The organism is Nocardioides sp., assembly GCF_004803405.1.
GTDB classification, from domain to species: Bacteria; Actinomycetota; Actinomycetes; order Propionibacteriales; family Nocardioidaceae; genus Nocardioides; species Nocardioides vastitatis.
Genome location: NZ_SSXI01000197.1, coordinates 25,877 through 50,243, shown reverse-complemented (window position 1 = coordinate 50,243; position 24,367 = coordinate 25,877). Strand labels below are relative to the sequence as shown.

The window sequence follows — 24,367 nt, the reverse complement described above, 5'->3', positions numbered from 1 at the left end:
GAGAACGGCGCAAGACGATGACGAGAACCCCACGGCGTGGCATCGCGGCTCTCGCGGCAGCCGCCCTGCTCGGCGGCACGCTGGCCGCCGCCGTTGCCCCGGTGTCGGCCGACGCGGCCGACTCGGCCGACGATCCGGCCGCTCCCCGTGACGGTCTGGTCGCCGAGTACCTCCTCGACGAGACCGCCGGCACTGTCGTCCACAACACGGCAGACGGCTCGGCCTCCGACGGGGATGCCCTGGACGCGACCCTTCGCCAGGGAGGCGACGCCCTGTGGGGCGATGGATCGCTCGGCTTCACCGGGGGTACGAAGGCGTCCGGCAGCTGGGTCGAGCTGCCCGACGACCTCCTGGCCGGTCGGCAGCAGGCGACCATCTCGACCGAGCTGTGGGCCGACCCGGCGATGCTCGCGGGCTTCCACTTCCTGTGGAACATCGGCAACGACGCGACCAACAGCTACTTCTTCTCCTCGCTCAACTGTGCCGGCGACCGACGCACGCTGGTCGGTCTGAAGAACGGCACCGAGGCGCTGGTCCAAGCGCCGACCTGCGCCACGGCCGCGCAGCGCTGGACGAACCTGACCGTGACGGTCGACGGGATCTCCGACACCGCACAGGTCTTCGTGGACGGCGAGCGCGTCGCCAGCGGAGCCATGCCGTGGAGTCCGGCCGAGATCACCGATCAGAGCCTCAACGCGATCGGCCGCGCTCCGTGGCCGGACCCGTTGTTCAAGGGACGGGTGGGCGCCTTCCGGGTCTATGACCGGGTGCTCAGCAGTGGTGAGGTCGCCACGCTCTCGGACGCCGACGCGGTCGAGCACGCCGACGAGCTGGCAGCGGCCGCTCAGGCGCTCCTCGAGGGCTTCCGGGATCGCACGGTGAACGGTGACACCACCCTGTCGACGGCCAACGGCGCGGTCAGCTGGACATCGGGAAACCCTGCGGTGGTCACCGCGGACGGCGAGGTCACGCAACCACCCCGGGGCTCCGAGCCGGTCATGGTCGAGCTGACCGCCCATGCCTCCGTCCGGGGCGCGTCCGCCAGCAAGACCATCGAGGTCACGGTCGTGCCGGAGGCAGCGCCCGAGGACCCGTACGGCTACCTGATGGTCCACTTCATCGAGGACTCCCGGGGCTACGCCGAGAAGATCTACCTCGACGTGTCCCGCGACGACGACCCGACGCACTGGAAGCCGCTCAACGACGGCAGGCCGATCCTGGCGTCCAACCTCGGCACGACCGGAGTCCGGGACCCGTATCTCACGTTCAACCCAGAGACGAAGACCTGGTACATCATCGCCACGGACCTACGGGTCTTCGGCGGCGACAACGCCGGCTGGGGGAGCTGGTCGCGCCGCGGCAGCCTCCATCTCAACGTGTGGGAGTCGAAGGACCTGGTCGAGTGGGGTCCGCTGCGTCAGCTCGAGGTCTCGCCGCCGACGGCGGGGATGTCGTGGGCGCCCGAGGCGACCTGGTCGCCCGCGCTCGGCAAGTTCGTCGTCTACTGGTCATCCACCCTGTTCGCCGAGAACGACCCCCAGCACACCGGTGCCACCTACAGCCGGATCGTGTACGGCACGACCTCCGACTTCAAGACCGACTACGAGTACCAGGGCGTCATGATCGACACCGGAGCCGACGTCATCGACGCCACGGTCGTCCAGGATCGCGGCACGACGTACCGGCTCACGAAGGACAACGGCGGCGGTCGCGGCATCTACTACGAGAAGACCACGGCGCCCGACTGGTGGCTCCCGAGCACGAGCTGGACGCAGATCCAGACCAACATCGGGCAGGCCGACTACGGTGCCGTCGAGGGTCCCGCGATCTTCAAGGACCACGGCCGCGACCACTGGTACCTCTACGTCGACGTCATCCCGAGCACCGGCTACCGGCCCTATGAGACCGCCGACCTCGACGCCGGGTTCACCCGGCTCGACACCGGCGCCACCGGCTTCACCATGGCGCCGAGCACCAAGCACGGCGGCATCGTCTCCCTCACCAAGGCGCAGTACGACACCGTGCGCCTGAGCGACCTGGACCAGCTGGTCACCCAGGAGGTCGAGGTCACGACCGACGAGGACGTGCCCCCCGAGCTTCCGGCAGCTGCCGAGGTCGTGCTCAACGACGGCGAGGAGACCACCGCACCGATCGTGTGGGACGAGGTCGAGCCGAGTGAGTACGAGACGCCCGGCGAGTTCACCGTCGAGGGCCAGGTCCGGTCCATCGGCAACAACCTCAACGACTCGACCGGCGCCGGCGTCCCGCTGACCAGCTCCACGGGCATCGACAACGTGGTGACCGCGACCGTCACCGTCGAGGACGTGGAGGTGCCGGCCGCCCCGGTCGCCACCTCGCCGCCCATTGTGACCGGTACGCCGATGGTCGGTCGTCGGCTGACGGCGACGACCGGGAGGTGGGACGTGGCCGGGGTCAGCACAACGGTCCAGTGGCTCTCGGGTGGGGTTCCGGTGCCAGGTGCGACGAACCCGGCGTACGTCGTGCGGGCCGCCGACGTCGGCAGGCGACTCTCCGTGCGGGTGACGGCGACGGCACCTGGTCGCGTGCCCGGCACGGCGACCTCGGTCCCGACCGCGTCGGTCGCGCGGGCCGCCACCGCCACGTCGCTTCGGGCCGCACCGAGGAAGGTCAAGGCGCGGGACCGGGTTCGCGTGGTCGTCGAGGTCCGGGCGACCGGAGTCGTCCCGACGGGTGTGGTGAAGATCCGGCTGGACGGCAAGGTCGTGAGGACCGTGCGCCTGGCCGGCGGTGTCGCCCGCACGTACCTGACGGTGAAGGACCGCGGCCGGCACCGGATCGTCGCGTCCTACGGCGGAACGCGATGGGCCGCTCCGAGCTCTGCCGTCACCACGGTCCGCGCCCGCTGAGGTACGCCGGTCGCTCAGGAGCTCGACCGGTCGACGTCCTTTCCCGGGCAGTCCGGATTCGGACAGAAGTCCTGGGCGACGACGGTCCCCGGTGAGCCAGTCTGTCGGTGCTCGGAGTCCGAGTCCGGCGTCACATCCACCACGGCCGACTCGAGCTCGGTCCCGCAGAACTCACAGTGCGTAGGCCACTCCGGCTCCTCGCCCGCGCGTGGCGTCTGGGGCTGGCCCGGTTCGCTCATCCATCAGACGCTACCCGTGACCTGACGGTCTGGCCATGGATCGGGGAGCGGGGGACGGGGGAGGGAGAGCGGAACGGCGCAACCCATCCCGAGCCCTTCCCTCCGTCCCTACTTCTCGGTAACACTGGCAGTCGACGAAGCGGAGGCACCATGACCCAGGACGTGTCCGACACCGCGAAGGAGCCCACGGGCACCCGCGTGCACGCCACCGAGGCGGAGGCCCGCGAGCTCGCCGAGGCCGCGCGCGAGGCCGAGTGGCATCGACCGAGCTTCGCCAGGGGCCTCTATCTGGGCCGCTTCGACCTCTCCCTGGTGCACCCGCACCCCCGCGGCGCGCCCGAGGACGCCCAGCGCGGCGACGCGTTCCTCGCCCGGCTGCGGACCGTGTGCGAGGGGCTGGACGGTCAGCGGATCGAGCGCGAGGACCGGATCCCGGACGAGTACCTCGCCGCACTCTCCGAGATCGGCGCCTTCGGCATGAAGATCCCGAGGGAGTACGGCGGCCTCGGCCTCACCATGGCCTACTACGGCAGGGCGCTGATGATGGTCGGCTCGGTGCACCCGAGCATGGGCGCCCTCGTGTCGGCGCACCAGTCCATCGGCGTGCCCGAGCCGGTGAGGATGTTCGGCAGCGACGAGCAGAAGCAGCGGTTCCTTCCCCGGTGCGCCAACGGCGCGATCACCGCGTTCCTGCTGACCGAGCCCGACGTCGGGTCCGACCCGGCCCGGATGTCCTCGACCGCCACGCTCAGCGACGACGGCCAGACCTACCTGCTCGACGGCGTCAAGCTGTGGACGACCAACGGTGTCATCGCCGAGCTCGTCGTGGTGATGGCCCGCGTGCCCCAGCACGAGGGCGGGCCCGGCGGGATCAGCGCGTTCGTCGTCGACACCGCGTCCGAGGGGATCATCGTCGAGCGACGCAACGCCTTCATGGGTCTCAAGGGCCTCGAGAACGGCGTGACCCGGTTCCACCGGGTACAGGTGCCCGTCGAGAACCGGCTGGGTCGGGAGGGCGAGGGTCTCAAGATCGCACTGACCACCCTCAACACCGGCAGGCTCTCAATCCCGGCGCTGTGCGCGGCTGCGGGCAAGTGGTCGCTCAAGATAGCCCGTGAGTGGTCCGCCGAACGCGTCCAATGGGGACGGCCGATCGGTCAGCACGGTGCGGTCGCGGAGAAGATCTCCTTCATCGCCGCGACGACCTTCGCCCTGGAGGCGGTGCTCGACCTGTCTGCGCAGCTCGCGGACGCGGGGTCCAAGGACATCCGGATCGAGGCCGCACTGGCCAAGCTCTGGTCCAGTGAGATGGCGTGGCTGGTGGTCGACGAGCTGGTCCAGATCCGCGGTGGCCGGGGCTATGAGACGGCCGCCTCGCTGGCGGCCCGCGGAGAGCGGGCGGTGAACGCCGAGCAGGTGCTGCGCGACCTGCGGATCAACCGGATCTTCGAGGGCTCCACCGAGATCATGCACCTGATGATCGCCCGTGAGGCGGTCGACGCCCACCTCTCCGCCGCCGGCGACCTGGCCGTCGTCGACGCGGACGTCGGTCGCAAGGTGAGGGCCGCAGCACACGCGAGCGGCTTCTACGCGAAGTGGCTGCCGCAGCTCGCCGTCGGCAAGGGCACCGTCCCGACGGCGTACCCGGAGTTCGGTCCACTCGCCCGGCACCTGAGGTACGCCGAGCGGTCCTCGCGCAAGCTCGCCCGCCAGACGTTCTACGGGATGTCGCGCTGGCAGGCGAAGCTCCAGTACAAGCAGGGCTTCCTCGGACGCATCGTCGACATCGGCGCGGAGCTGTTCGCGATCACGGCGGTGTGCTCGCGCGCGGCCATGATCCGCGCCGACGATCCAGCGCAGGCGGAGGCGGCGTTCGCCCTCGCCGACGCCTTCTGTGAGCAGGCCCGCCTGCGGGCGGACCACCTGTTCGAGCGCCTGTGGGCCAACACCGACGACACGGACCGGCGCATCGCGGACCACGTGCTCGACGGGGACTTCACCTGGCTCGAGGACGGCGTGCTCGACCAGTCGGAGGGCACCGGCCCGTGGATCGCGCCCTGGGCCCCCGGGCCGAGCGAGCACGAGACGGTACGTCGTCCCTATCGCTGATTCGCGCGTATCCACCGCGGCTGACCGGAAGAGGCTCACCGGCGGACTAGAGTCCGAGTCCCGTCCTGAAGATGAGGTGCCCATGGACATCAACGATCGGACCGCCGCCTTCCGCGAGCTGCACGCCTCAGGGTGCTTCGTGATGCCGAACCCCTGGGACGTCGGGAGTGCGCGGGCGCTGGAGCAGATGGGGTTCCCGGCGTTGGCGACGACGAGCTCGGGGGCGGCCTGGACCCTCGGGCTGGCTGACAACGCCCTGACTCTCGACCAAGCGCTCGAGCACCTGCGCGCGATCGTCGGCGCCGTCTCGGTGCCGGTGAGCGCCGACTTCGAGGGCGGCTTCGCGGTCGAGCCGGCGGGGGTCGCGGAGAACGTGAGGCTCGCAGTGGCGACCGGGATCGCGGGGCTCTCGATCGAGGACTCCTCGGGTGTCGAGGACGAGCCGCTGTTCGATCTCCAGCTCGCGGTGGAGCGCGTGCGCGCCGCGCGTCAGGCGATCGACGAGACCGGCAGCGGAGTCCTGCTCACCGCACGGTCTGAGGGGTTCGTGGCCGGTCGGCCGGACATCGACGAGACGATCCTGAGGCTCCGGGCGTACGGCGAGGCCGGCGCCGACTGCCTCTACGCCCCGGGGATCGGGTCGGTCGAGCAGGTCCGGGCCGTCGTCGCGACGGTCGCCCCCACGCCGGTGAACCTGCTGATCAACGCCCCGTTCATCACCGTCGCCGAGGCGGCGGAGGTGGGCGTGCGGCGGATCAGCGTCGGCGGCGCGCTTGCGGGCGTCGCGTGGGCCGGCGTCCTCGCCGCGGCGCAGGAGCTCGCGGAGTCGGGCACCGTGTCCCGGTTCCAAGGGCTTCCGAAGGTCGACGCGCTCTTCGGGCCTGGTCGCTGACCCGCGACCTGTACGCGACGGCAGCGCGGAGCCCGGTCCGTGCTGGGTCAGGCGAGCTGGAGGATCAGCGGCAACGTGACCAGTGCGGCCGCCGTCTGGCCCGCGGTGATGGTCGACATCAGCGAGGCGTCCCCGCCCATCCGACGCGCCAACACGTAGGCCGAGGCTGCCGTGGGCAGACCTTGGATCAAGATCACGACGGTCGCCGCTGCTCCGGTGACGCCAACCAGGTGGCACAGGGCGGCGGCGACGAGTGGGAGTGCCACCAGTTTGACGGTCGTCGATACGGCCAGCGCTCGCCCGGCGAGGGGATGGCTCTGCCAGGTCAGCGCAGCGCCGACACACAGCATGCCGGTCGCCAGGGCGGCATGGCCGAGGATCGCGGCGGTGTCGAGGAGAGCCGGCGGCACTCCGAGGCCGCCGAGGTTGATGCCGAGCCCGGCCATGCAGCCGAGGATCAGCGGGTTGGTGGCGAGCTGGCGAGGCAGCGTCCGCAACCGGATGCCCTGGCTGCCGTGCCGGACCAGTACCGCCACGCAGATCACGTTGACCGCGGGCACGAGGATGGCCGTGGCCAGGGCGAAGATGGCGATACCGGGCGTCCCGTGCAGGCTGCCGGCGACGATGAGGCCGACATAGGTGTTGAGCCGCACGCCGCCCTGGACGACGGAGGTGAAGGCGGGCCCGTCCATGGACAGGTTGCGGCGCAACCCCAGGAGCGCCGCAGTGACCAGGAGAGTGGAGCCCAGAAGAACACCCCCCATGGGCACGGGGTCGACGACGGCTAGGTCGGCCCGGGCGATCGACGACACGAACAGTGCGGGAGCGAGCACCACGTACGTGAGGTGTTCCAGCTGGTCCCAGAAGGCCCGCCCGCCGAGGATCTCGCGCCGGCGCAGTACCCAGCCGAGGCTGATCAGAAGGGCCACGGGGACGATGGCGTCGAGGACGGTTGTCACCCGCACAGGGTGATGTAATGAATCAGTGCACTTCAACCATGACAACCGGGTCGGCCCGGAACTGGCGGTCGCCCTGGTCAACGCCGAGCCCGAGGCAGACCTGGAGGCGATCCTGCGCGATCACGCCATCCGATGGCCCCGCCTCGACGCGCAGGGCGTCGCAGTCCTCCGCAGCTGGTCCGACGCGCTGCGCGCCGCCTTCGAGACTGCGGAGCCCGATGAGCGCTGTGCGGTGATCAACCGGCTGCTCGACGAGGCTGCAGGACGCCTCCACCTGACCACACATGACGGCCTGGACCCTCACCTGCACCTGGTCGCCGACGAGAAGGACGTGGTCGCCCGGGTCAAGGCCGTCACCGCCGGTGGGCTCGCCTTCCTCACGGCCTGGACCGGGGGCACCCGGCTAGGGATCTGTGACCGGGACGGCTGTCGCCTCGTGTTCGTCGACACCTCACGGAACGGCCGTCGGCGCTACTGCAGCGCGCGGTGCGGGAACTACGACGCGGTGGCCCGCCACCGGGCCAGCCGGCCCCGAACCTGACGGGCGCTTCGGTCCAGCAGTGTCGGCCTCGGAGGCCACTAGCCGGTCGGCAGCAGGCCCAGTTGGCCGAGTATCGAGAGCTGGTCGAGCTGGTGCCAGTGCTCACGCAGCAGGCCGTTCTCGACGCGGTAGATGTCGATGCCGCCGATGGTGAAGGCGCCGCCAGTGGGTGGGGCGCCGACGTGCGTCCCCTCGTTGGTCCATCGCACAGCCTGATCCGCATGGGCGCGAGAAGATCGGAGGCCTGGAACTTTCGCCGGTCGGGCTCTGTTCCCCGCAGCCTTCGAGGTCTACCCTGATTGCAACGGTGCGTATTACGAAAAGAGTGCCCTCATGCGCAACACTGACCGGCCTGCCGTCCTGCGGCTGCTGACCCACGCGCGGTACGAGATCCTCCCGACCGCGACGATCGAGGCCAAGGTGCTCGACGCCGTGCCGACCTCGGTCCCGCTCACGGTCACCGCGTCACCGTCCATGGGGCTCGAGCGCACCATCGCGACGGCGGAGCGGCTCGCGGCGCAGGGTTACACCGTGGTGCCGCACCTCGCCGCGCGGATGGTCTCCGGACGCTCCGAGCTGGAGGAGCTCGTGGGTCGGCTCCAGGCGGCCGGCGTCACGAACGTGTTCGTGCCCGGCGGCGACGCGGAGGCGGTGGGGGACTACGTCGACGCCCTGTCGATGCTCGAGGACCTGACCGAGATCGGAAGGCCGTTCGCGCAGGTAGGGGTGACGGGGTACCCCGAGAGCCACCCGATGATCCACGACGACCTCACGGTCCAGTCGATGTGGGACAAGCGCCGGCACGCGACGTACATCGTCAGCAACCTGACCTTCGACCCGGCCGTGATCAAGGACTGGATCCACCGCCTGAGGCTGCGTGGCGTGACGCTCCCGGTCCTGCTCGGCATCCCTGGGCCGGTCGACCGCGCCAAGCTGCTGGGGATGGCGACCAAGATCGGGGTCGGCGACTCCACCCGGTTCCTGGCCAAGCAGAAGGGCCTGATGGCGCGGCTCGTGGCGCCCGGAGGGTTCACCGGCGAGTCGTTCCTGAGCAAGTGCGCGGCCACCGTGGGGGAGGCCGAGGCGAACGTGACCGGGCTGCACCTCTACACGTTCAACCAGGTCGCCGAGACCGAGGCATGGCGCCAGGACTGGCTGAGTCGCCTGCAGGGGTGATCCGGAGTGCCCTCCGCGTCACTCGGTGGCGAATTCGGGTAGCTCCGGGCGGAGGTGGTAGTCGCTGGCCTGGCTGACCCACCACGCCTCGATCGTCCGCAGCCCGGTGGGTGGGTCCAGCGTTCCCGCACAGATGGACAGCCGGGCGGGCGCCGACGACGCCTGCCAGAACAGGGAGGAGCCGCAACGGGAGCAGAACGCGTAGCTCGCGTCCGGGACGGGTGAGTACCAGCGCAGCAGTCGGTCCTCGTCATCGACGACGACGTCGTCCCGTGCGGCGGCGGTGGCTGCCATGTGGTGCCCGGTGAACCTGCGGCAGCGTGCGCAGTGGCAGTTGACGACGTCCCTCAGGGCGCCGCGAACGGCGTACCGGATGCCTCCGCAGAGGCACTGCCCGCGCATCTGTCGCGACATCTCAGCCACCGGTGTGGCCGACGAGGTCCTCGAGCGCCGCCTCCAGCCCGGTGTGGCCCGTCTCGACGACAGTCAGCGGCAGGCCGATCGCGCCCGCCGCCTGCTCGGCGAGCCGCCGGAGCTCGTCGTCGGGCTCCTGGGCGAGCCAGACCACCCGCGTGTAGGACTTGAAGTAGTCGTCGCGCAGCTCGGGGAACCGGTCGAGCCCGAGCTCGCGGATGACGGTGCGCGCGAAGGACCGGACCAGGAAGTCGGTCAGCACGTAGGTGCCCGCCTGCTCCTCGAAGAACGCCGCGAGGCGGTCGGGTCCGGCGAAGACGTCGTAGCAGTGCAGGCCGGGGAGCCGCTCGATCCCGAGCTCCTGGCAGACCTCGTCGAGCGCGCCGTACGTCCCGCAGTCGGCGTAGCCGATCGCGACCCGGTCGCCCTGCGCGAGCAGCCGCTCGGCGAGCGTACGCACCTCACCGGCGATCAGGTGCGGCTGGTTGTGCAGCAGCGGCGGCAGGGGATGTACGACGACCGGCCAGCCGCGGCGCTCGGCGATCTCGGCCGCGGGCTGGGCGAGCGCGCCGCAGGCGATCAGGGACAGGCGGTCAGAACCCGAGCTGGTCGACGAACCGATCGTTGAAGTCGGGGCGATCGGAGAGCTCGACATAGGTCACCTCCTGCAGCAGCGCCTCGGCCCCAGCGCGTTCGCGGACCGAGAGCAGTGCCATCTTCGCGCCCTCACCGGCGACGTTTCCAGCCGAGACGATCCGCAGCACCGGCAGCTTGGGCACCAGGCCGATCCGTACCGCCGCCGCGGGGGAGATGTAGCTGCCGAACGAGCCCGCCATCAGCACCTGCTGCACGTCCCGGTGCTCCAGGCCGAGCTCCTCCAGCAGCAGCGTCCACCCGGTGGAGATCGCGGCCTTCGCGAACTGGAGCTCGCGGACGTCGCGCTGCGAGAGCACCACGCAGTCCTCGGGCGCGGCCTCCGGATGCGGGCGGTGCAGCACGAACACCCGCTCCTCGCCGATCTTCGTCAGCCGGTCGGCGAGCGCAGGCGCGACGGTCGGCGCCTGGTCCTCCGGGATGAACCGGCCCGAGGCGTCCAGCAGGCCGACACGCACCAGCTCCGCGACGGCGTCGACGAGGCCGGATCCGCACAGGCCCCTGGGCTCGACGTCGCCGATGACGCCGAGCTCGACCGGGTTGGGGTCTCGTGACGGTTGCTGCGCAACCTCCTCGACCGACGGCGGGGTGGACTGGGCAACCTCCTCGGCCGACGGCGGGTCGAGCTTCGCGTGGAGGCGGATCACCTCGATCGCGCCGTCCGCCGCGCGCATGCCGCACTTGATGGCCCCGCCCTCGAACGCCGGCCCCGCAGGTGCAGCGGTGGACAGGATCCGGTCGCCGTCGCTGATCACCAGCTCGCAGTTGGTGCCGACGTCGATGAACAGCCGGACCCGCTTGTCCCGGTCCATGCCGGTGGCGAGCATGCCGGCGACGATGTCCCCGCCGACGTACGCGCCGAGCGCCGGGAAGAAGAAGACCTGGGCGCGCGGGTGCAGCTCGAGGCCCACGTCGGCGGCGAGCACGGTGGGCGGCTGCGAGGTCGACATCACGAACGGCGCGACGCCGAGCGGCTCCGGGTCGATGCCCAGGACGAGCGCGGTCATCGTGGCGTTGCCGGCGACCGCGACCTCGTAGACCTGCTTCGGGTCGACGCCGCCCTCACGGCAGACCTGCTCCGCCAGCTCCACGAGGGTGGCCGAGGCTGCCTGCTGCAGGCGGGGGAGTGTCTCCGGATCCATCATGGTGGCGCTGATCCGGGTGATCACGTCGCCGCCGTACGGCTGCTGCTTGTTGAGCATTGACGCGACCGCGACCGGCGTCCCCAGCGCCACGTCCAGCAGCGTCGCCACGACCGTGGTGGTCCCCAGGTCGTAGGCGATCGCGTACCGCTGGTCCGTGGTGTCGCCCGGCTCGACGTCGACCAGCGACTCGTCGACGATCACCGCCGTCACCTTGTAGTCCGCTGCCCGCAGCACATGTGGCAGCCGCCGCAGCGCGTGCAGGTCCGGCTTGGGGGCGAGGTCGTCGATCGCCTCGAGCAGCCGCGCGAGGTCCGGGCGCTGGTCGGCCAGGTTGGGCTCGTCGAGCTCGACGTACCGCTTCTGGACGGCGGGACGCAGGATCACCTGCCGTCCGACGCCCACGGTGGCGGCCTTCGGTCGCGTCGTCAGGGGAGGAACGTCGACGGCGAGGTCGCGCGTGGCCTGCACCAGGCAGGCCAACCGCCAGCCGTCGTCCAGCTGCTCACGGCTGAAGGTCCGGACGTCGTGCCGCGAGATGGGGGTGGATCCCTCGACCCGCACCTTGCACTTGTGGCAGGTGCCGTGGCCGCCGCAGGTGGAGTCGATCGCGATGCCGTTCCACGACGCGGAATCGAAGACAGTCACCCCCGGCGGCACCCGGACGGTACGTCGCGCCGGTGCCGCGCCTGTCGCGTCCTCGACCGTGAACGCCAGCTCGACGCGGCCGGTCCCGTCGTGCGCGACGGGCTCCGTGCCGGGGCTGGCCATCAGCCCTTCGCGGCGGACGTCGTCGAGCGAGAATCCGTCCGCGCCGGGCTTGTCAGCGGGGTCGAGGGTCACGCCGGGTCCCCGCGGAACCGTCGGCCGGTGCGGCGAAGCGGACGAGGGCCACGACTCGGTGCAGCGATCATGCCGGGGCAGCCTGTCGGGCGCGGTGCGCGGCGATCCAGGAACCGCCCCACTCGTCGTGCCCCAGGAGCAGGTCGGCGGCCTTGACGGCCTCGACGATCTGCGGCGTCCGGGTGTCCATGATCGCCGAGGTGAGACCGGCCTGCATCGCCATCGGCAGGAACGCGGCCCCGATCGCGTGCCGCGAGGGCATGCCGAAGGAGACGTTGGACGCGCCGCAGGTCATGTTGACGCCGAACTCGTCGCGGATCCGGCGCATCGTCTCGAGCACGGTCACGACCACGGTCTGGTCGGCGCCGATCGGCATCGCCAACGGGTCGATCACGATGTCCGCCGCCGCGATGCCGTACTCCTTGGTCGCCACCTCGATGATCTTGCGGGTCAGCGTCACTCGCTTCTCCACCTCCATCGGGATCTCGTCCTCGTCGTTGGGCAGGGCGATGATCGCGGCGTCGTACTTCTTCACCAGCGGGAGGATCTGCTCCATCCGCTCGTCCTCGGCGGTGATCGAGTTGACCAGCGCGCGGCCCTGGTAGACCGACAGCCCGGCCTCGAGCGCCTCGACCACGGAGGAGTCGATGCAGATCGGCTTGTCGGTCAGCGACTGGACCATGGTGATCGCCTTGGCGAGCAGGTCGGCCTCGTCGGTGAGCGGCACGCCCATGTTGATGTCGAGCACGTCGGCGCCGCCCTCGACCTGCGACTTCACGTCGCGCTCGATCGCGGACAGGTCGCCGGCGCGCAGCTGCTCCTGGAAGATCCGTCGGCCGGTCGGGTTGATCCGCTCGCCGATCAGGCAGAACCGGGTGTCGTGACCGATCACGACCTGCTGGGTCGCCGACCGGAGGACGGTCTCGAGCCGAGGGGCGGTCATGCGGGCACCTTCGTGCGCTTCTCGTCGAGCAGCGCCTTGGCGCGCTTGACCGTCTGGGACGCGTCGGCCGCGTAGCCGTCGGCGCCGACCGCGTCGGCGTACTCCTGGGTGACCGGGGCCCCGCCGACCATGACGATCACGTCGTTGCGGATGCCGGCCTTCTCCAGGGCGTTCATGTTCGCCTTGAACATCGGCATCGTGGTGGTGAGGAACGCCGAGAAGCCGACGATGTCGGGCTGGTGCTCCTCGATCGCGGACACGAACTTCTCCGGCGGGACCTGCACGCCGAGGTCGATCACCTCGAAGCCGGCACCCTCGAGCATGATGTTGACGAGGTTCTTGCCGATGTCGTGGACGTCGCCCTTGACCGTGCCCATCAGGAACTTGCCGATCGTCTGCACGCCGGTCTCGGCGAGCAGCGGCCGCAGCCGCTCCATCGCACCGGCCATCGCGCGGCCGGCGATCAGCATCTCGGGCACGAAGAAGTCGCCGCGCTCGAAGCGGGCGCCGACCTCCTCGAGCGAGGGGATGAGCGCGTCGAAGAGCAGCGTCTGCGGCTCCATGTCGAGTGCGAGCCCCTCATCGGTGAGCTCGAGGACGCGCGGGGCGTTGCCCACCAGCGTCTCGTCGTACAGGCCTTGAAGGATCTCTTCTGGGGTCATGCCACGCCCTCCTTGCGCGTATTCCGACGGAGCAGCCCGGATAGCTGCTCCGCTCGGTCGCTCAGCTTCCGGCCGATCTCCTCGCGCCGGTCCTGCAGTCGCGGACTGGGGCCGGAGATGCCCAGGGCGGCGACCACCTCACCTCCGCTGCCGCGCACCGGTGCGGCGATGCCGGAGAGGCCGATCTCGAGCTCGTCCGCGGTGCTGGCCCAGCCGCGGCGTACCGCCTGGGCGAGCTCGCGGCGGAGCGCCTCGCGATCGGTGATGGTGTAGGGCGTCAGCTGCTCCAGCTCGCCCTTGGGAAGGTCGACCACGCCGTACCCGAGCAGCACCTTGCCCAGCGCCGAGGAGTGAGCAGGCACGTCGACCGCGGTCCAGTCACGCGTCCCGAGCAGGTAGGTGGAGTCGACCTGGGCGACCTGGACGACCCGGTCGCCGCGGCACACCGACAGGTTCACGGTCTCGCCGGTGTCCTGGCCGACCCTGTCCATGGTGGGCCGGGCCAGCCGGACCAGCTCCTCCCACGGGTCGTGGCGGGTGGCGTAGAGCCAGAACAGGGGACCGGCGACGTAGGAGCCCGAGTCGTTGCGCTCGAGCAGCTCGGAGCGCTCGAGGGCGGTGAGCATCCGCGAGGTCGTCGACTTCGGCAGGCCGCACGCGGCCTGGAGGTCGGCGAACGTCAGCGGCTCGTCCGCGCGGACGACCGTGGCGACGAGCAGCGCGGCGCGGTCGACCGCTTGCGTGCCCGTGGTGGGCGGCGTCGTCATCGGGTGCTCACTGCTGGATTCCGTTCATCCTCGAAGAGTTCCATGATGTGGAACTCCACTCCCATAACATGAGGCTAGGATGCGGAACGAGGTGGGTCAAGCACCGTCCCATCACGCGACCGGCCCGCACGCCCCCAGGAGGCTCGATGTTCCAGAACCGGATGCCCCGCTACGACGTCCTCTCCGACGAGGCGATGGCCACCCTCGACAAGGGCTGGCGAAAGCTGATGACCGAGATCGGCGTCGAGTTCATGGACGACCGAGCGCTCGAGCTGTTCCGCAAGGCCGGCCAGCGGGTCGAGGGGCACACGGTCTTCCTGGACCCCGACTTCGTGCTCGAGCAGGTAGCCAAGGCGCCGCGGGAGTTCGACGTCCAGGCGCGGAACCCCGAGCACAACATCCATATCGGCGGCGAGTCGATGGCGTTCGGCGCCGTCTACGGGCCGCCGTTCGTGCGCCAGGGCGAGGTGCGCCGGGACGCCACGATGGACGACTTCAGGAACTTCACGAAGCTGGCCCAGTCCTTCCCGGTCCTGGACTCGGCCGGTGGCGTCATCTGCGAGCCCAACGACACCCCGCTCGACAGCCGCCACCTCGACATGACGCTCGCCCTGCAGACGTTGACCGACAAGGTCTACATGGGCAACGTGGTCTCCGGCGTCAACGCCGCCGACACCCTGGCGATGACCTCGATCCTGTTCGGGTCCCGCGAGGCGATCGAGGAGACCCCGGCGACCATCTCGCTGATCAACTGCAACTCCCCGCTGCGCTGGGACGACCGGATGCTCGAGGCCCAGTTCGAGTACTCGGGCGCGGGGCAGCCCGTGGTGCTGACGCCGTTCATCCTGATGGGCGCGATGTCACCGGTGACCATCCCGGCCGCGCTCGTCCAGCAGATCGTCGAGGCACTGTCCGGCATCGCGCTGTCGCAGCTGATCCGTCCCGGCACGCCGGTGATCTTCGGGTCCTTCCTCTCCAACATCGACATGCAGTCCGGCTCGCCGACCTTCGGCACCCCCGAGTCCGGCCTCGGGTTGCTCTGCACCGGGCAGATCGCCCGCCACTTCGGGCTTCCGTTCCGTACCGGCGGCGGGCTGACGTCGTCCCAGACCGCCGATGCACAAGCCGGGTACGAAGCGCTGATGACGCTGATGCCGACGTTCCTCGCCGGCGCCAACTGGGTGATGCACTCCGCCGGCTGGCTCGAGGGCGGGCTGGTCGCCGGTTACGAGAAGTTCATCGTCGACATCGAGCTGCTGCAGATGATGCGCGCCGAGTTCACGCCGCTGGAGATCGACGAGGAGTCCATGGCGTTCGGCGCGCACGAGGAGGTCGGCCACGGTGGCCACTTCCTCGGTGCGATGCACACCATGGAGCGCTTCCGCACCTGCTTCTACCGACCCCTGCTCTCCTCCTCGGACAACTACGAGCGGTGGATGCGCAACGGCGGCAAGGACGCCAACACCCGGGCCGAGGAGATCTACCGGAAGAAGCTCGAGGAGTACGAGGCGCCGCCCCTCGATGCCGCCATCGAGGAAGAGCTCCGGGAGTACGTCGTACGTCGGCGTGCCGAGCTGGGCGACTAGGACGAGGAGGACGCAGGCCATGACCTTCGTGACCACCGAGGACACGCCCCGCGCCAGCGCCCCGTCGGGCGACTTCGTGCTCGTCCTGACCTGCCCGGACCGCCCCGGCGTGGTGCACGCCGTCTCCGGCTTCCTGGTCCGCCACGGCGGCAACATCCTCGAGAGCCAGCAGTTCGGCGACCGCCTCACCGGCCGGTTCTTCATGCGCCTGGACTTCCTCGTGCAGGGGCCTGGCGCGGACCAGGTGAGTGCCGAGCAGCTGCGGCGCGACTTCGCCGACGTCGCGGCCGAGTTCGACATGACCTTCGAGCTGTGGGACGCCCACGCGCCGTACCGGACGCTGATCATGGTCTCCAGGCACCTGCACTGCCTCAACGACCTGCTCTTCCGGTACAGCTCCGGATCGCTCCAGATCGAGATCCCCGCGGTCGTCTCCAACCACCTCGACGCCGAGCCGCTGGTCAGGGCGCACGGACTCGACTTCGTGCACATCCCGGTGACGCCGGAGACCAAGCCCCAGGCCGAGGACCAGCTGCGCGAGCTGGTCGAGAAGCACAACATCCACCTGGTCGTGCTGGCGCGGTACATGCAGGTGCTCTCCGACAGCCTGTGCGCCGACCTCTCCGGCCGCGCGATCAACATCCACCACTCGTTCCTGCCGAGCTTCAAGGGCGCCAAGCCCTACCACCAGGCGTTCGACCGCGGCGTGAAGCTGGTCGGGGCCACCGCCCACTACGTGACGGCGGACCTCGACGAGGGGCCGATCATCGAGCAGGACGTGGTTCGGGTCGACCACGGCTTCACCCAGGAGCAGCTGGTGACGGCTGGTCGCGACGTCGAGGCGCAGGTCCTCTCGCGGGCGGTCCGCTGGCACTCGGAGTCACGAGTGCTGCTGAACGGAAACCGCACTGTCGTCTTCCGGTGACCTGGAGAGGTGCTCGAGGTGCGAGGCTGCCAGAGGATCCCGTTACCACCCGGGTGGTGGGTGGTCCCTGGATGTCGGACAACAGAACTGGTGCTTGACGCGGCGGCCAGATAGCAGCATTCTCAGTGTGTGTTGCGTCACAAGCAGCACAGTGCGCAATGCGTAACAACAGCGAACGAGCGGAGTGGGGCGTGCCGGACCTTTACGTCGACGGTGAGTGGCGCGCCGCAGCCGGGGGTGGACGGCGGGAGATCCGGTGCCCCGCCGACGGCACCCTGGTGGCCGAGGTCGACGAGGCCGCCGCGGAGGACACCCGTGCGGCGATCGACGCCGCGCACCGGGCCTTCCACGAGGGCCCGTGGCCGCGCACCTCGGCGCGCGAGCGGGGAGACCTGCTGCTGCGGGTGGCCGACCTGCTCCAGCGCGACAAGGACGCCCTGGCCCGGATGGAGTCGCTCGACACGGGCAAGCGCCTGGTGGAGTCCGAGTACGACATCGACGACATCATCGGGGTCTTCCGCCACTACGGGCGGATCGCCGCTGAGGACGCCGGCCGAATGGTCGACACCGGCAACCCCGACGTCGTGAGCCGGGTCGTCCACGAGCCGATCGGCGTGTGCGGACTGATCGCCCCGTGGAACTACCCGCTGCTCCAGGTCTCGTGGAAGGTCGCCCCGTGCCTGGCGGCGGGCAACACGTTCGTGCTGAAGCCGAGCGAGCTGACCCCTCACACCTCGATCCACCTGATGAGGCTACTCGCGGAGGCCGGCCTGCCGCCGGGCGTCGGCAACCTCGTGCTCGGCGCCGGGCCTGACGCAGGCGCGCCGCTCTCGGAGGACCCGCGGGTCGACCTCGTCTCGTTCACCGGGGGACTGGCCACCGGCAAGCGGATCATGGCGGCCGCCGCCGGCACTGTGAAGAAGGTCGCCCTCGAGCTCGGCGGCAAGAACCCGAACATCGTCTTCGCCGACGCCGACCTCGAGGTCGCCCTCGACTTCGCGCTGACCGCGGTCTTCCTGCACTCCGGTCAGGTCTGCTCCGCAGGAGCCCGGCTGTTGGTCGAGGAGTCGATCCACGACGAGTTCGTCGACGCCCTGGTTGAGCGGGCCGGGCGGATCCGGCTCGGCGGACCGTTCGACGACAAGGCCGAGACCGGGCCGCTCACCAGCGAGGCGCACCGGGACAAGGTCGAGAAGTACGTCGCCGCCGGGCTGGCCGAGGGCGCCGTACTCCGCTGTGGCGGCACGCGCCCCGACGATCCCGCCCTGGCCGACGGCTACTACTACCTCCCGACGGTCCTCGACCGGTGCCGCACGGACATGACGGTCACGCAGGAGGAGTCCTTCGGTCCCGTGCTGACCGTGGAGACCTTCGTGGGCGAGGACGAGGCCGTCGCGATCGCCAACGACAGCATCTACGGGCTGGCGGGCGCGGTCTGGACCCGGGACGCCGGCAAGGGGCAGCGGATCGCGGCCCGGCTCCGGATGGGCACGGTCTGGATCAACGACTACCACCCCTATGTGCCGCAGGCCGAGTGGGGCGGGTTCAAGCAGTCCGGGATCGGCCGCGAGCTCGGCCTGGCCGGGCTGGACGAGTACCGCGAGACAAAGCACGTGTGGCACAACATTCGACCGGCCCAGCAGCGCTGGTTCGCCGGCTAGAGACGAGGAGCGGTATGAGTTCGGAGCGGTACGACATCGTCATCGTGGGCGGTGGGTCCGCAGGGTGTGCGCTCGCCAACCGGCTGTCCGCCGACCCGAGCACGAGCGTGCTCGTCCTCGAGGCCGGTCGATCCGACTACAAGATCGACCCCTTCATCCACATGCCCGCCGCGCTGCCGTTCCCGATCGGCAGCCGGCTCTACGACTGGAAGTACGAGACCGACCCGGAGCCGGACCTCAAGAACCGCCGGGTCTTCCACGCCCGGGGCAAGGTGCTGGGCGGGTCCAGCAGCATCAACGGGATGATCTTCCAGCGCGGCAACCCGCTCGACTACGAGCGCTGGGCGCGCGAGCCGGGCCTGGAGGACTGGGACTACCTCCACTGCCTGCCGTACTTCAAGAAGATGGAGAACTGCCTCGCCGGCGCCGACGACTGGCGCGGCGGCGACGGTCCCCTCAAGCTCGAGCGGGGCCCGGCGACCAACCCGCTCTTCGACGCCTTCTTCCAGGCCGCCACCCAGGCCGGCTACCCCCTCACCGACGACGTCAACGGCTACCGCCAGGAGGGGTTCGCGAAGTTCGACCGCAACGTCTACCGCGGCCGCCGGCTGTCGGCGGCACGCGCGTACCTGCACCCGGTCCGCGACCGGAAGAACCTCACCGTAAAGACGCTGGCCTTCGTCACCGGCGTGCGGTTCGACGGCACCCGCGCCGTCGGCGTCGACTACGAGCGCGGTCGTCGCCGCCACAGCGTCGAAGCGGGTGAGGTGATTCTCTGCGGCGGGGCGATCAACACCCCGCAGCTGCTGCAGCTCTCCGGGGTGGGGGACCAGGCGCTGCTCTCCAAGCACGGCATCGACGTCGTCCACCACCTGCCCGGCGTCGGCGAGAACCTCCAGGACCACCTCGAGGTCTACATCCAGTACGCCTCGAAGCAGCCGGTCTCGATCGCGCCGGGCCTGCGCTGGCGGATGCGGCCCAAGATCGCCTACGACTGGCTGTTCCACCGCAGCGGGCTCGGCGCCACCAACCACTTCGAGGGTGGCGGCTTCGCCCGCAGCAACGAGGACGTCGACTATCCCAACCTGATGTTCCACTTCCTTCCCGTCGCCATCCGGTACGACGGATCGGCCCCGACCAAGGGCCACGGCTACCAGGTCCACATCGGGCCGATGTACGCCGACACCCGCGGCTGGGTCCGGATCAAGTCGAAGGACCCCCGCCAGCACCCGTCGATGCGCTTCAACTACCTCTCGACCGCCACCGACCGCAAGGAATGGGTCGAGGCGATCCGAGTCGCGCGCGACATCCTCAACCAGCCGGCGTTCGAGCCGTACAACGACGGTGAGCTCTCGCCCGGCCCGTCGGTCCAGACCGATGAGGAGATCCTCGACTGGGTCCGGGCCGACGCGGAGACGGCGCTGCACCCGTCGTGCACCGCGAAGATGGGCATCGACGAGATGTCGGTCGTCGACCCGGCCACCATGAAGGTGCACGGCACCGAGGGGCTCCGCGTGGTCGATGCGTCGGTCTTTCCCTACGTCACCAACGGCAACATCTACGCGCCGGTGATGATGGTGGCCGAGAAGGCCGCCGACCTGATCGCCGGGGACACGCCCCTTCCTCCCGCCGATGTGCCCTACTACCGCTACCGGGACGGAACCCCGCTGCACCCACCCGGCGACCGCCGCAACCACGAGGAGCCAGCATGAGCGTCGCAACGGAGAAGAAGGACGCCGAGGCCGCGGCCGCGACGGGTGACAGTGCGCTGTCGGTGCGCAACCTCTGGAAGGTCTTCGGCCCCCGAGCCGACAAGATCATCGGCACGCCGGACGCCGACCTCCCGCGTGCCGAGCTCAAGCGGAGGACCGGCTGCGTGGCCGGCGTGAAGGACGTCTCGTTCGAGGTGGCTCCGGGCGAGGTGTTCGTGGTGATGGGCCTCTCCGGCTCCGGCAAGTCCACGCTGGTCCGCTGCCTGACCCGCCTCATCGAGCCCACCGCCGGATCGATCGAGATCGACGGGATCGACGTCACCAACGCCACCGAGGCCCAGCTCCGCGACCTGCGGCGCAACCGGGTGTCGATGGTGTTCCAGCACTTCGGCCTGCTCCCGCACCGGCAGGTGATCGACAACATCGCCTACGGGCTCGAGATCCGCGGCATGAAGAAGAAGGAACGACGGGCCAAGGCCGAGGAGGTCGTGTCCCTGGTCGGGCTGGAGGGCTTCTCCCACTCCTATCCCGACCAGCTCTCCGGTGGCATGCAGCAGCGCGTCGGCCTCGCCCGCGCGCTCGCGGGTGATCCCAGCATCCTGCTGTTCGACGAGCCGTTCTCGGCGCTCGACCCGCTGATCCGCCGAGACATGCAGAACGAGGTGATCCGGCTCCACCGGGACCTCGGCAAGACCATGGTCTTCATCACCCACGACCTCCAGGAGGCGCTCAAGCTCGGCGACCGGATCCTGATCATGCGCGACGGCGAGATCGTCCAGATCGGCGCGCCGGACGAGGTGGTGGGAGCCCCGGTGGACGACTACGTCCGCGACTTCGTCTCGGAGGTGCCGCGCTCGCACGTGCTCACCCTCAAGTGGGTGATGCGTGAGCCGCGTCCCGACGACTCGATGGACGGTCCGGTGATGTCGTCCGGCACGATCGTCCGGCAGGCGGCGAAGGCGGCGCTCGCATCCGAGCACCCCGTGCGGGTGGTCGAAGGCGACAGGCTGGTCGGCATCGTCGACGACGACGCGATCCTGCGCGTGGTCGTGGCGGAGGAGGACGCGCCGGCATGAGCACCACGCTCGAAGCGCCAAGGAAGGAGCCGGCCGCTGTTGAGGCGCCCTCGTTCCTGGGGCGAATGACGATCCCGCGCTGGGCCTGGGGCCTTGTCGTCGTCGCAGGATGGATCGTCGTGTGGGCGCTGATGAAGGGCACCGACACGCTGGGGCGCCCGGTGCGGGTGCGCACGGGCCTGACAGACCGGCTGACCGGCTTCAACAACGATGTGCTCGCCAGCCGCGACACGAACCCGATCATCCAGTTCACCTACGGGGTCGGCAGCACCTTCGTGGACGCGGTCGACTGGCTGCAGCGGTTGATTTCGATCGCGAACCTTCCTCGTCCGGTGCCCGAGATCGGATGGCTGGGCGTCACGGTCGCCGCGGTCGGCATCGCACTGGTCATTGCCAACTGGCGGATCGCCGTTCTTGTCGGAGCGTCGTTCGTCTCGTTCGGGTTGTTCGGCTACTGGTCGAGCGCCATGGACCTGCTGATCGTCACGTTCGTCGCGGTAGCGGTCGCCGTGCTGGTCGGGATGCCGGTGGCCATCTGGATCGCTAGCAGCAAGAGGGCCGACCGCGCGGTGACGGTTCTCCTGGACCTGATGCAGACCATGCCGACCTTCGTCTACCTGGTGCCGGTGGTGCTGTTCTTCGGCATCGGCGCCTCGGCGGCCGTGGTCTGCACGCTGATCTACGCGCTACCGCCGATCATCCGGATCGCTGGGCACGGCATTCGCCACGTCTCGCCCACCACGATCGAGGCGACGAACTCGGCAGGTCAGACGTTCTGGCAGCGCCTGGTCAAGGTTCAGCTGCCGATGGCCCGGGCAACCATCGTCGTGGGTCTCAGCCAGACCATCATGGCCGCGCTGGCGATGGCGACGATCGCTGCCTACGTGAACGGCCCGGGTCTCGGCAAGGACGTACTGCAGGCGCTGCGCACGCTCAACATCGGTGCCGGCTTCGTGCCCGGAGCGCTGATCGTGGTGATGGCGATCATGCTCGACCGCGCCGCTACGGCGGCGAGCCTGCGCAGCGACCGGGTGGCCAGGGGCCACGGCGAGAGCCGTCGACAGCGACTCGCAGTCATCGGAGTCGCGACGTTGGCGACGGCCGTGGCCATCTACCTGTCGCGCTACTACGCATGGGCGGCGGACTTCCCGGAGAACGAGTCGGGCCGCCGCGTCGCGGACCAGGTGAACTCCTTCACCGGCTGGATGGTCGACACGTTCGGCGGCATCACGGGGGCCGTCAAGGACGGCATCACCATCGGCCTGCTCAATCCCCTGGAGTCCCTGCTGTCAGAGTCGCCGTGGTACGTCGCGGCGCTGGCCATCGTCCTCCTGGCGTTCGTCATCGGGGGCGTCAGGGCGCTGGTTCCGACGGTGGTGTGCCTTGCCGGGCTGCGCCTTCTCGACTACTGGAACAACTCGATGGTCACCCTGAGCATGACGCTGGTCGCCACCCTGATGGTCATGGCCCTGGCCGTGGTCCTCGGGGTCTGGATGGCCCGCAGCCGTCGGGTCGACGTGGTGCTGCGGCCGTTGCTCGATGCCGGCCAGACCATCCCGCCGTTCGTCTATCTGCTCCCCGTTCTCGCGCTCTTCGGGAACGGGAAGTTCACCGCGATCGTGGCCGCCATCATCTATGCCGCGCCCGCCGCCATCAAGCTGGTCGCCGACGGGGTCAAGAGCGTCCCGGAGCAGACCGTGGAGGCCTCCCGCTCGACCGGGTGCACCACCTGGCAGGAGATCACCAAGGTCCAGCTCCCGATGGCCCGCAGCTCCCTGGTTCTCGCCACCAACCAGGGGTTGCTCTACGTGCTCGCGATGGTGGTCATCGGCGGCCTGGTCGGCGGCGGAGCGCTGGGCTACGACGTCGTGCTCGGGATCTCCCGCTCGGAGGAGTGGGGCAGGAGCGCGCTGGCCGGACTCAGCATCGTGCTGCTCGGGATCATGGTCGACCGGATCACCCGGGCGGCCGCCAGCACCGACCGCGCTACAGACATCGGCGTAAAAGCGCGACGGCGTGACCTGAAGCCGACAGGATCTCGGTAGTACGCACTCGTAGTACGCACTCGCGACACAACAACCAAGGAGAACACAGTGCAACACACCAGAAAGAGGGCGGCGGGCCTGGTCTCGGTCGCGGCGTGCGCGGCGCTCATCCTCAGCGCATGTGGGGAGAGCTCGATCGAGGCGGAGCAGAGCGAGAACGAGAAGCGTGCTGCCGAGCTGGGGGACTGCGGCGAGATCAACATGGCCGTCAACCCGTGGGTCGGCTACGAGGCGAGCGCCTATGTCGTCGGCCACGTCGCACAGGAGACGCTCGGCTGCACCGTCAACTACAAGGACCTGAAGGAGGACGTCTCCTGGCAGGGCTTCGGCACCGGTGAGGTCGACGTCGTCATCGAGGACTGGGGCCACCCGGACCTCGAGAAGAAGTTCTTCGCCGACCAGGGCGACGGCAGCGCGATGGACGGCGGCCCGAACGGGAACGTCGGCATCATCGGCTGGTACGTCCCGCCGTGGCTCGCCGAGGAGCACCCCGACATCCTGCAGGCCGAGAACCTCAACAAGTACGCGGAGGAGTTCGCCACCTCCGAGACCGGGGACAAGGGCCAGTTCCTCGGCGCTGACCCGTCCTACGTTCAGTTCGACGAGGCGATCATCAGCAACCTCGGTCTCGACTTCGAGGTGGTCTTCTCCGGCAGCGAGGCGGCGAGCATCACCGCCTTCCAGCGGGCCGAGGAGAACAAGGAGTTCCTGATCGGCTACTTCTACGAGCCGCAGTGGCTCTTCGCCGAGCTGCCCTTGGAGAAGGTGGCGCTGCCGCCCTACGAGGAGGGCTGCCAGGCCGACCCCGCCAAGGTCGACTGCGACTACCCCGAGACCGTGCTGAAGAAGATCCTCTCGACCTCGTGGGTGGACGAGGGCGGCCCCGGTGTGGAGCTGGTCCAGAACTTCGAGTGGACCAACGACGACCAGAACACGGTCGCCAAGTACATCTCCCAGGACGGCATGTCCCCGGAGGACGCCGCCGCCAAGTGGGTCGAGGACAACCAGGACAAGGTGGACGCCTGGCTGCCTCAGTGACCTGAGGCCTCACCGCGCCCGGCCGGGCATCGACACCCGGCCGGGCCCGGACCGTCCTTCTTCGTCTCGCACAGCACGAACTGCACATCACGCAA

General features: G+C 69.7%; 20 protein-coding genes. 12 read left to right on the top strand and 8 right to left on the bottom strand.

Annotated features, from left to right (window positions below; translation table 11 throughout):
- The first annotated feature begins 17 nt into the window (after positions 1–17).
- From E7Z54_RS13865 to E7Z54_RS13855, 3 genes are all read left to right on the top strand, one after another.
- Complete coding sequence (locus tag E7Z54_RS13865; protein WP_136434640.1) at positions 18–2,888, top strand: LamG-like jellyroll fold domain-containing protein; 2,871 nt, start codon at positions 18–20, stop codon at positions 2,886–2,888.
- A 389-nt stretch (positions 2,889–3,277) separates the two neighbouring features.
- Positions 3,278–5,236: an acyl-CoA dehydrogenase family protein gene (locus E7Z54_RS13860; protein WP_136434638.1), complete on the top strand. Its 1,959-nt coding sequence runs from the start codon at positions 3,278–3,280 to the stop codon at positions 5,234–5,236.
- An 82-nt stretch (positions 5,237–5,318) separates the two neighbouring features.
- A complete protein-coding gene (locus E7Z54_RS13855) occupies positions 5,319–6,128 on the top strand; it encodes an isocitrate lyase/PEP mutase family protein (RefSeq protein WP_136434636.1) in 810 nt (269 codons plus the stop codon).
- 47 nt (positions 6,129–6,175) lie between these two features.
- Here E7Z54_RS13855 and E7Z54_RS13850 read toward each other — a convergent pair whose 3' ends face one another.
- Entirely contained in the window at positions 6,176–7,087 is a 912-nt protein-coding gene (locus E7Z54_RS13850; RefSeq protein ID WP_136434635.1) for an AEC family transporter, read from the bottom strand.
- A gap of 25 nt (positions 7,088–7,112) precedes the next feature.
- Between E7Z54_RS13850 and E7Z54_RS13845 the strand changes: the two genes are divergently transcribed.
- Positions 7,113–7,628 (top strand): CGNR zinc finger domain-containing protein, encoded by a 516-nt coding sequence (locus E7Z54_RS13845; protein ID WP_136434633.1) that lies wholly within the window; start codon positions 7,113–7,115, stop codon positions 7,626–7,628.
- A gap of 38 nt (positions 7,629–7,666) precedes the next feature.
- Here the strand turns inward: E7Z54_RS13845 and E7Z54_RS13840 are convergent, their stop codons facing one another.
- The gene (locus E7Z54_RS13840; protein ID WP_136434631.1) at positions 7,667–7,837 is read right to left on the bottom strand and encodes an ester cyclase; all 171 of its coding nucleotides are present in this window, start codon (positions 7,835–7,837) and stop codon (positions 7,667–7,669) included.
- A gap of 124 nt (positions 7,838–7,961) precedes the next feature.
- Between E7Z54_RS13840 and E7Z54_RS13835 the strand changes: the two genes are divergently transcribed.
- Entirely contained in the window at positions 7,962–8,804 is an 843-nt protein-coding gene (locus tag E7Z54_RS13835; protein ID WP_136434629.1) for a methylenetetrahydrofolate reductase, read from the top strand.
- Positions 8,805–8,822: 18 nt separating this feature from the next.
- Here the strand turns inward: E7Z54_RS13835 and E7Z54_RS13830 are convergent, their stop codons facing one another.
- The 6 genes from E7Z54_RS13830 to E7Z54_RS13805 form a co-directional block, all read right to left on the bottom strand.
- A complete protein-coding gene (locus tag E7Z54_RS13830) occupies positions 8,823–9,206 on the bottom strand; it encodes a GFA family protein (RefSeq protein WP_276606231.1) in 384 nt (127 codons plus the stop codon).
- 13 nt (positions 9,207–9,219) lie between these two features.
- The gene (locus E7Z54_RS13825; RefSeq protein WP_136434626.1) at positions 9,220–9,873 is read right to left on the bottom strand and encodes a DUF1638 domain-containing protein; all 654 of its coding nucleotides are present in this window, start codon (positions 9,871–9,873) and stop codon (positions 9,220–9,222) included.
- Complete coding sequence (locus E7Z54_RS13820) at positions 9,812–11,857, bottom strand: ASKHA domain-containing protein (RefSeq protein ID WP_206056204.1); 2,046 nt, start codon at positions 11,855–11,857, stop codon at positions 9,812–9,814. The genes E7Z54_RS13825 and E7Z54_RS13820 overlap by 62 nt, the downstream gene beginning before the upstream one ends.
- Before the next feature lie 67 nt (positions 11,858–11,924).
- The gene (locus E7Z54_RS13815; RefSeq protein ID WP_136434624.1) at positions 11,925–12,800 is read right to left on the bottom strand and encodes a dihydropteroate synthase; all 876 of its coding nucleotides are present in this window, start codon (positions 12,798–12,800) and stop codon (positions 11,925–11,927) included.
- Positions 12,797–13,462 (bottom strand): corrinoid protein, encoded by a 666-nt coding sequence (locus E7Z54_RS13810; protein WP_136434622.1) that lies wholly within the window; start codon positions 13,460–13,462, stop codon positions 12,797–12,799. Before E7Z54_RS13810 ends, E7Z54_RS13815 begins: the two co-directional genes overlap by 4 nt.
- Entirely contained in the window at positions 13,459–14,229 is a 771-nt protein-coding gene (locus E7Z54_RS13805; RefSeq protein ID WP_136434620.1) for an IclR family transcriptional regulator, read from the bottom strand. The genes E7Z54_RS13810 and E7Z54_RS13805 overlap by 4 nt, the downstream gene beginning before the upstream one ends.
- 146 nt (positions 14,230–14,375) lie before the next feature.
- Here E7Z54_RS13805 and E7Z54_RS13800 point away from each other — a divergent pair, with 146 nt between their 5' ends.
- The 7 genes from E7Z54_RS13800 (at position 14,376) to E7Z54_RS13770 (ending at position 24,272) form a co-directional block, all read left to right on the top strand.
- Positions 14,376–15,815, top strand: a complete 1,440-nt coding sequence (locus tag E7Z54_RS13800) for a trimethylamine methyltransferase family protein (RefSeq protein WP_136434619.1) — start codon at positions 14,376–14,378, stop codon at positions 15,813–15,815.
- 19 nt (positions 15,816–15,834) lie between these two features.
- Positions 15,835–16,740, top strand: a complete 906-nt coding sequence (purU, locus tag E7Z54_RS13795; protein WP_136434617.1) for a formyltetrahydrofolate deformylase — start codon at positions 15,835–15,837, stop codon at positions 16,738–16,740.
- Between the two features lie 158 nt (positions 16,741–16,898).
- A complete protein-coding gene (locus E7Z54_RS13790; RefSeq protein ID WP_240769679.1) occupies positions 16,899–18,401 on the top strand; it encodes an aldehyde dehydrogenase family protein in 1,503 nt (500 codons plus the stop codon).
- Between the two features lie 14 nt (positions 18,402–18,415).
- A complete protein-coding gene (gene betA, locus E7Z54_RS13785) occupies positions 18,416–20,113 on the top strand; it encodes a choline dehydrogenase (protein WP_136434616.1) in 1,698 nt (565 codons plus the stop codon).
- Positions 20,110–21,189, top strand: a complete 1,080-nt coding sequence (locus E7Z54_RS13780) for a quaternary amine ABC transporter ATP-binding protein (protein ID WP_136434614.1) — start codon at positions 20,110–20,112, stop codon at positions 21,187–21,189. Before betA ends, E7Z54_RS13780 begins: the two co-directional genes overlap by 4 nt.
- On the top strand, positions 21,186–23,234 hold the full coding sequence (locus tag E7Z54_RS13775) for an ABC transporter permease (RefSeq protein ID WP_136434612.1): 2,049 nt from the start codon (positions 21,186–21,188) through the stop codon (positions 23,232–23,234). The genes E7Z54_RS13780 and E7Z54_RS13775 overlap by 4 nt, the downstream gene beginning before the upstream one ends.
- A 48-nt stretch (positions 23,235–23,282) precedes the next feature.
- A complete protein-coding gene (locus tag E7Z54_RS13770) occupies positions 23,283–24,272 on the top strand; it encodes an ABC transporter substrate-binding protein (RefSeq protein ID WP_136434610.1) in 990 nt (329 codons plus the stop codon).
- Positions 24,273–24,367 lie beyond the last annotated feature (95 nt).

Bases quoted from the DNA above. Each gene is read 5' to 3' on its own strand.
- E7Z54_RS13780 (WP_136434614.1), top strand. From the start codon at position 20,110: ATGAGCGTCGCAACGGAGAAGAAGGACGCCGAGGCCGCGGCCGCGACG.
- E7Z54_RS13865 (WP_136434640.1), top strand. From the start codon at position 18: ATGACGAGAACCCCACGGCGTGGCATCGCGGCTCTCGCGGCAGCCGCC.
- E7Z54_RS13860 (WP_136434638.1), top strand. From the start codon at position 3,278: ATGACCCAGGACGTGTCCGACACCGCGAAGGAGCCCACGGGCACCCGC.
- E7Z54_RS13835 (WP_136434629.1), top strand. From the start codon at position 7,962: ATGCGCAACACTGACCGGCCTGCCGTCCTGCGGCTGCTGACCCACGCG.
- E7Z54_RS13800 (WP_136434619.1), top strand. From the start codon at position 14,376: ATGTTCCAGAACCGGATGCCCCGCTACGACGTCCTCTCCGACGAGGCG.
- betA (WP_136434616.1), top strand. From the start codon at position 18,416: ATGAGTTCGGAGCGGTACGACATCGTCATCGTGGGCGGTGGGTCCGCA.
- E7Z54_RS13805 (WP_136434620.1), bottom strand. From the start codon at position 14,229: ATGACGACGCCGCCCACCACGGGCACGCAAGCGGTCGACCGCGCCGCG.
- E7Z54_RS13830 (WP_276606231.1), bottom strand. From the start codon at position 9,206: ATGCGCGGGCAGTGCCTCTGCGGAGGCATCCGGTACGCCGTTCGCGGC.
- E7Z54_RS13790 (WP_240769679.1), top strand. From the start codon at position 16,899: ATGCGTAACAACAGCGAACGAGCGGAGTGGGGCGTGCCGGACCTTTAC.
- E7Z54_RS13855 (WP_136434636.1), top strand. From the start codon at position 5,319: ATGGACATCAACGATCGGACCGCCGCCTTCCGCGAGCTGCACGCCTCA.
- E7Z54_RS13810 (WP_136434622.1), bottom strand. From the start codon at position 13,462: ATGACCCCAGAAGAGATCCTTCAAGGCCTGTACGACGAGACGCTGGTG.
- E7Z54_RS13825 (WP_136434626.1), bottom strand. From the start codon at position 9,873: ATGTCGAGCTCTCCGATCGCCCCGACTTCAACGATCGGTTCGTCGACC.
- E7Z54_RS13815 (WP_136434624.1), bottom strand. From the start codon at position 12,800: ATGACCGCCCCTCGGCTCGAGACCGTCCTCCGGTCGGCGACCCAGCAG.
- purU (WP_136434617.1), top strand. From the start codon at position 15,835: ATGACCTTCGTGACCACCGAGGACACGCCCCGCGCCAGCGCCCCGTCG.
- E7Z54_RS13775 (WP_136434612.1), top strand. From the start codon at position 21,186: ATGAGCACCACGCTCGAAGCGCCAAGGAAGGAGCCGGCCGCTGTTGAG.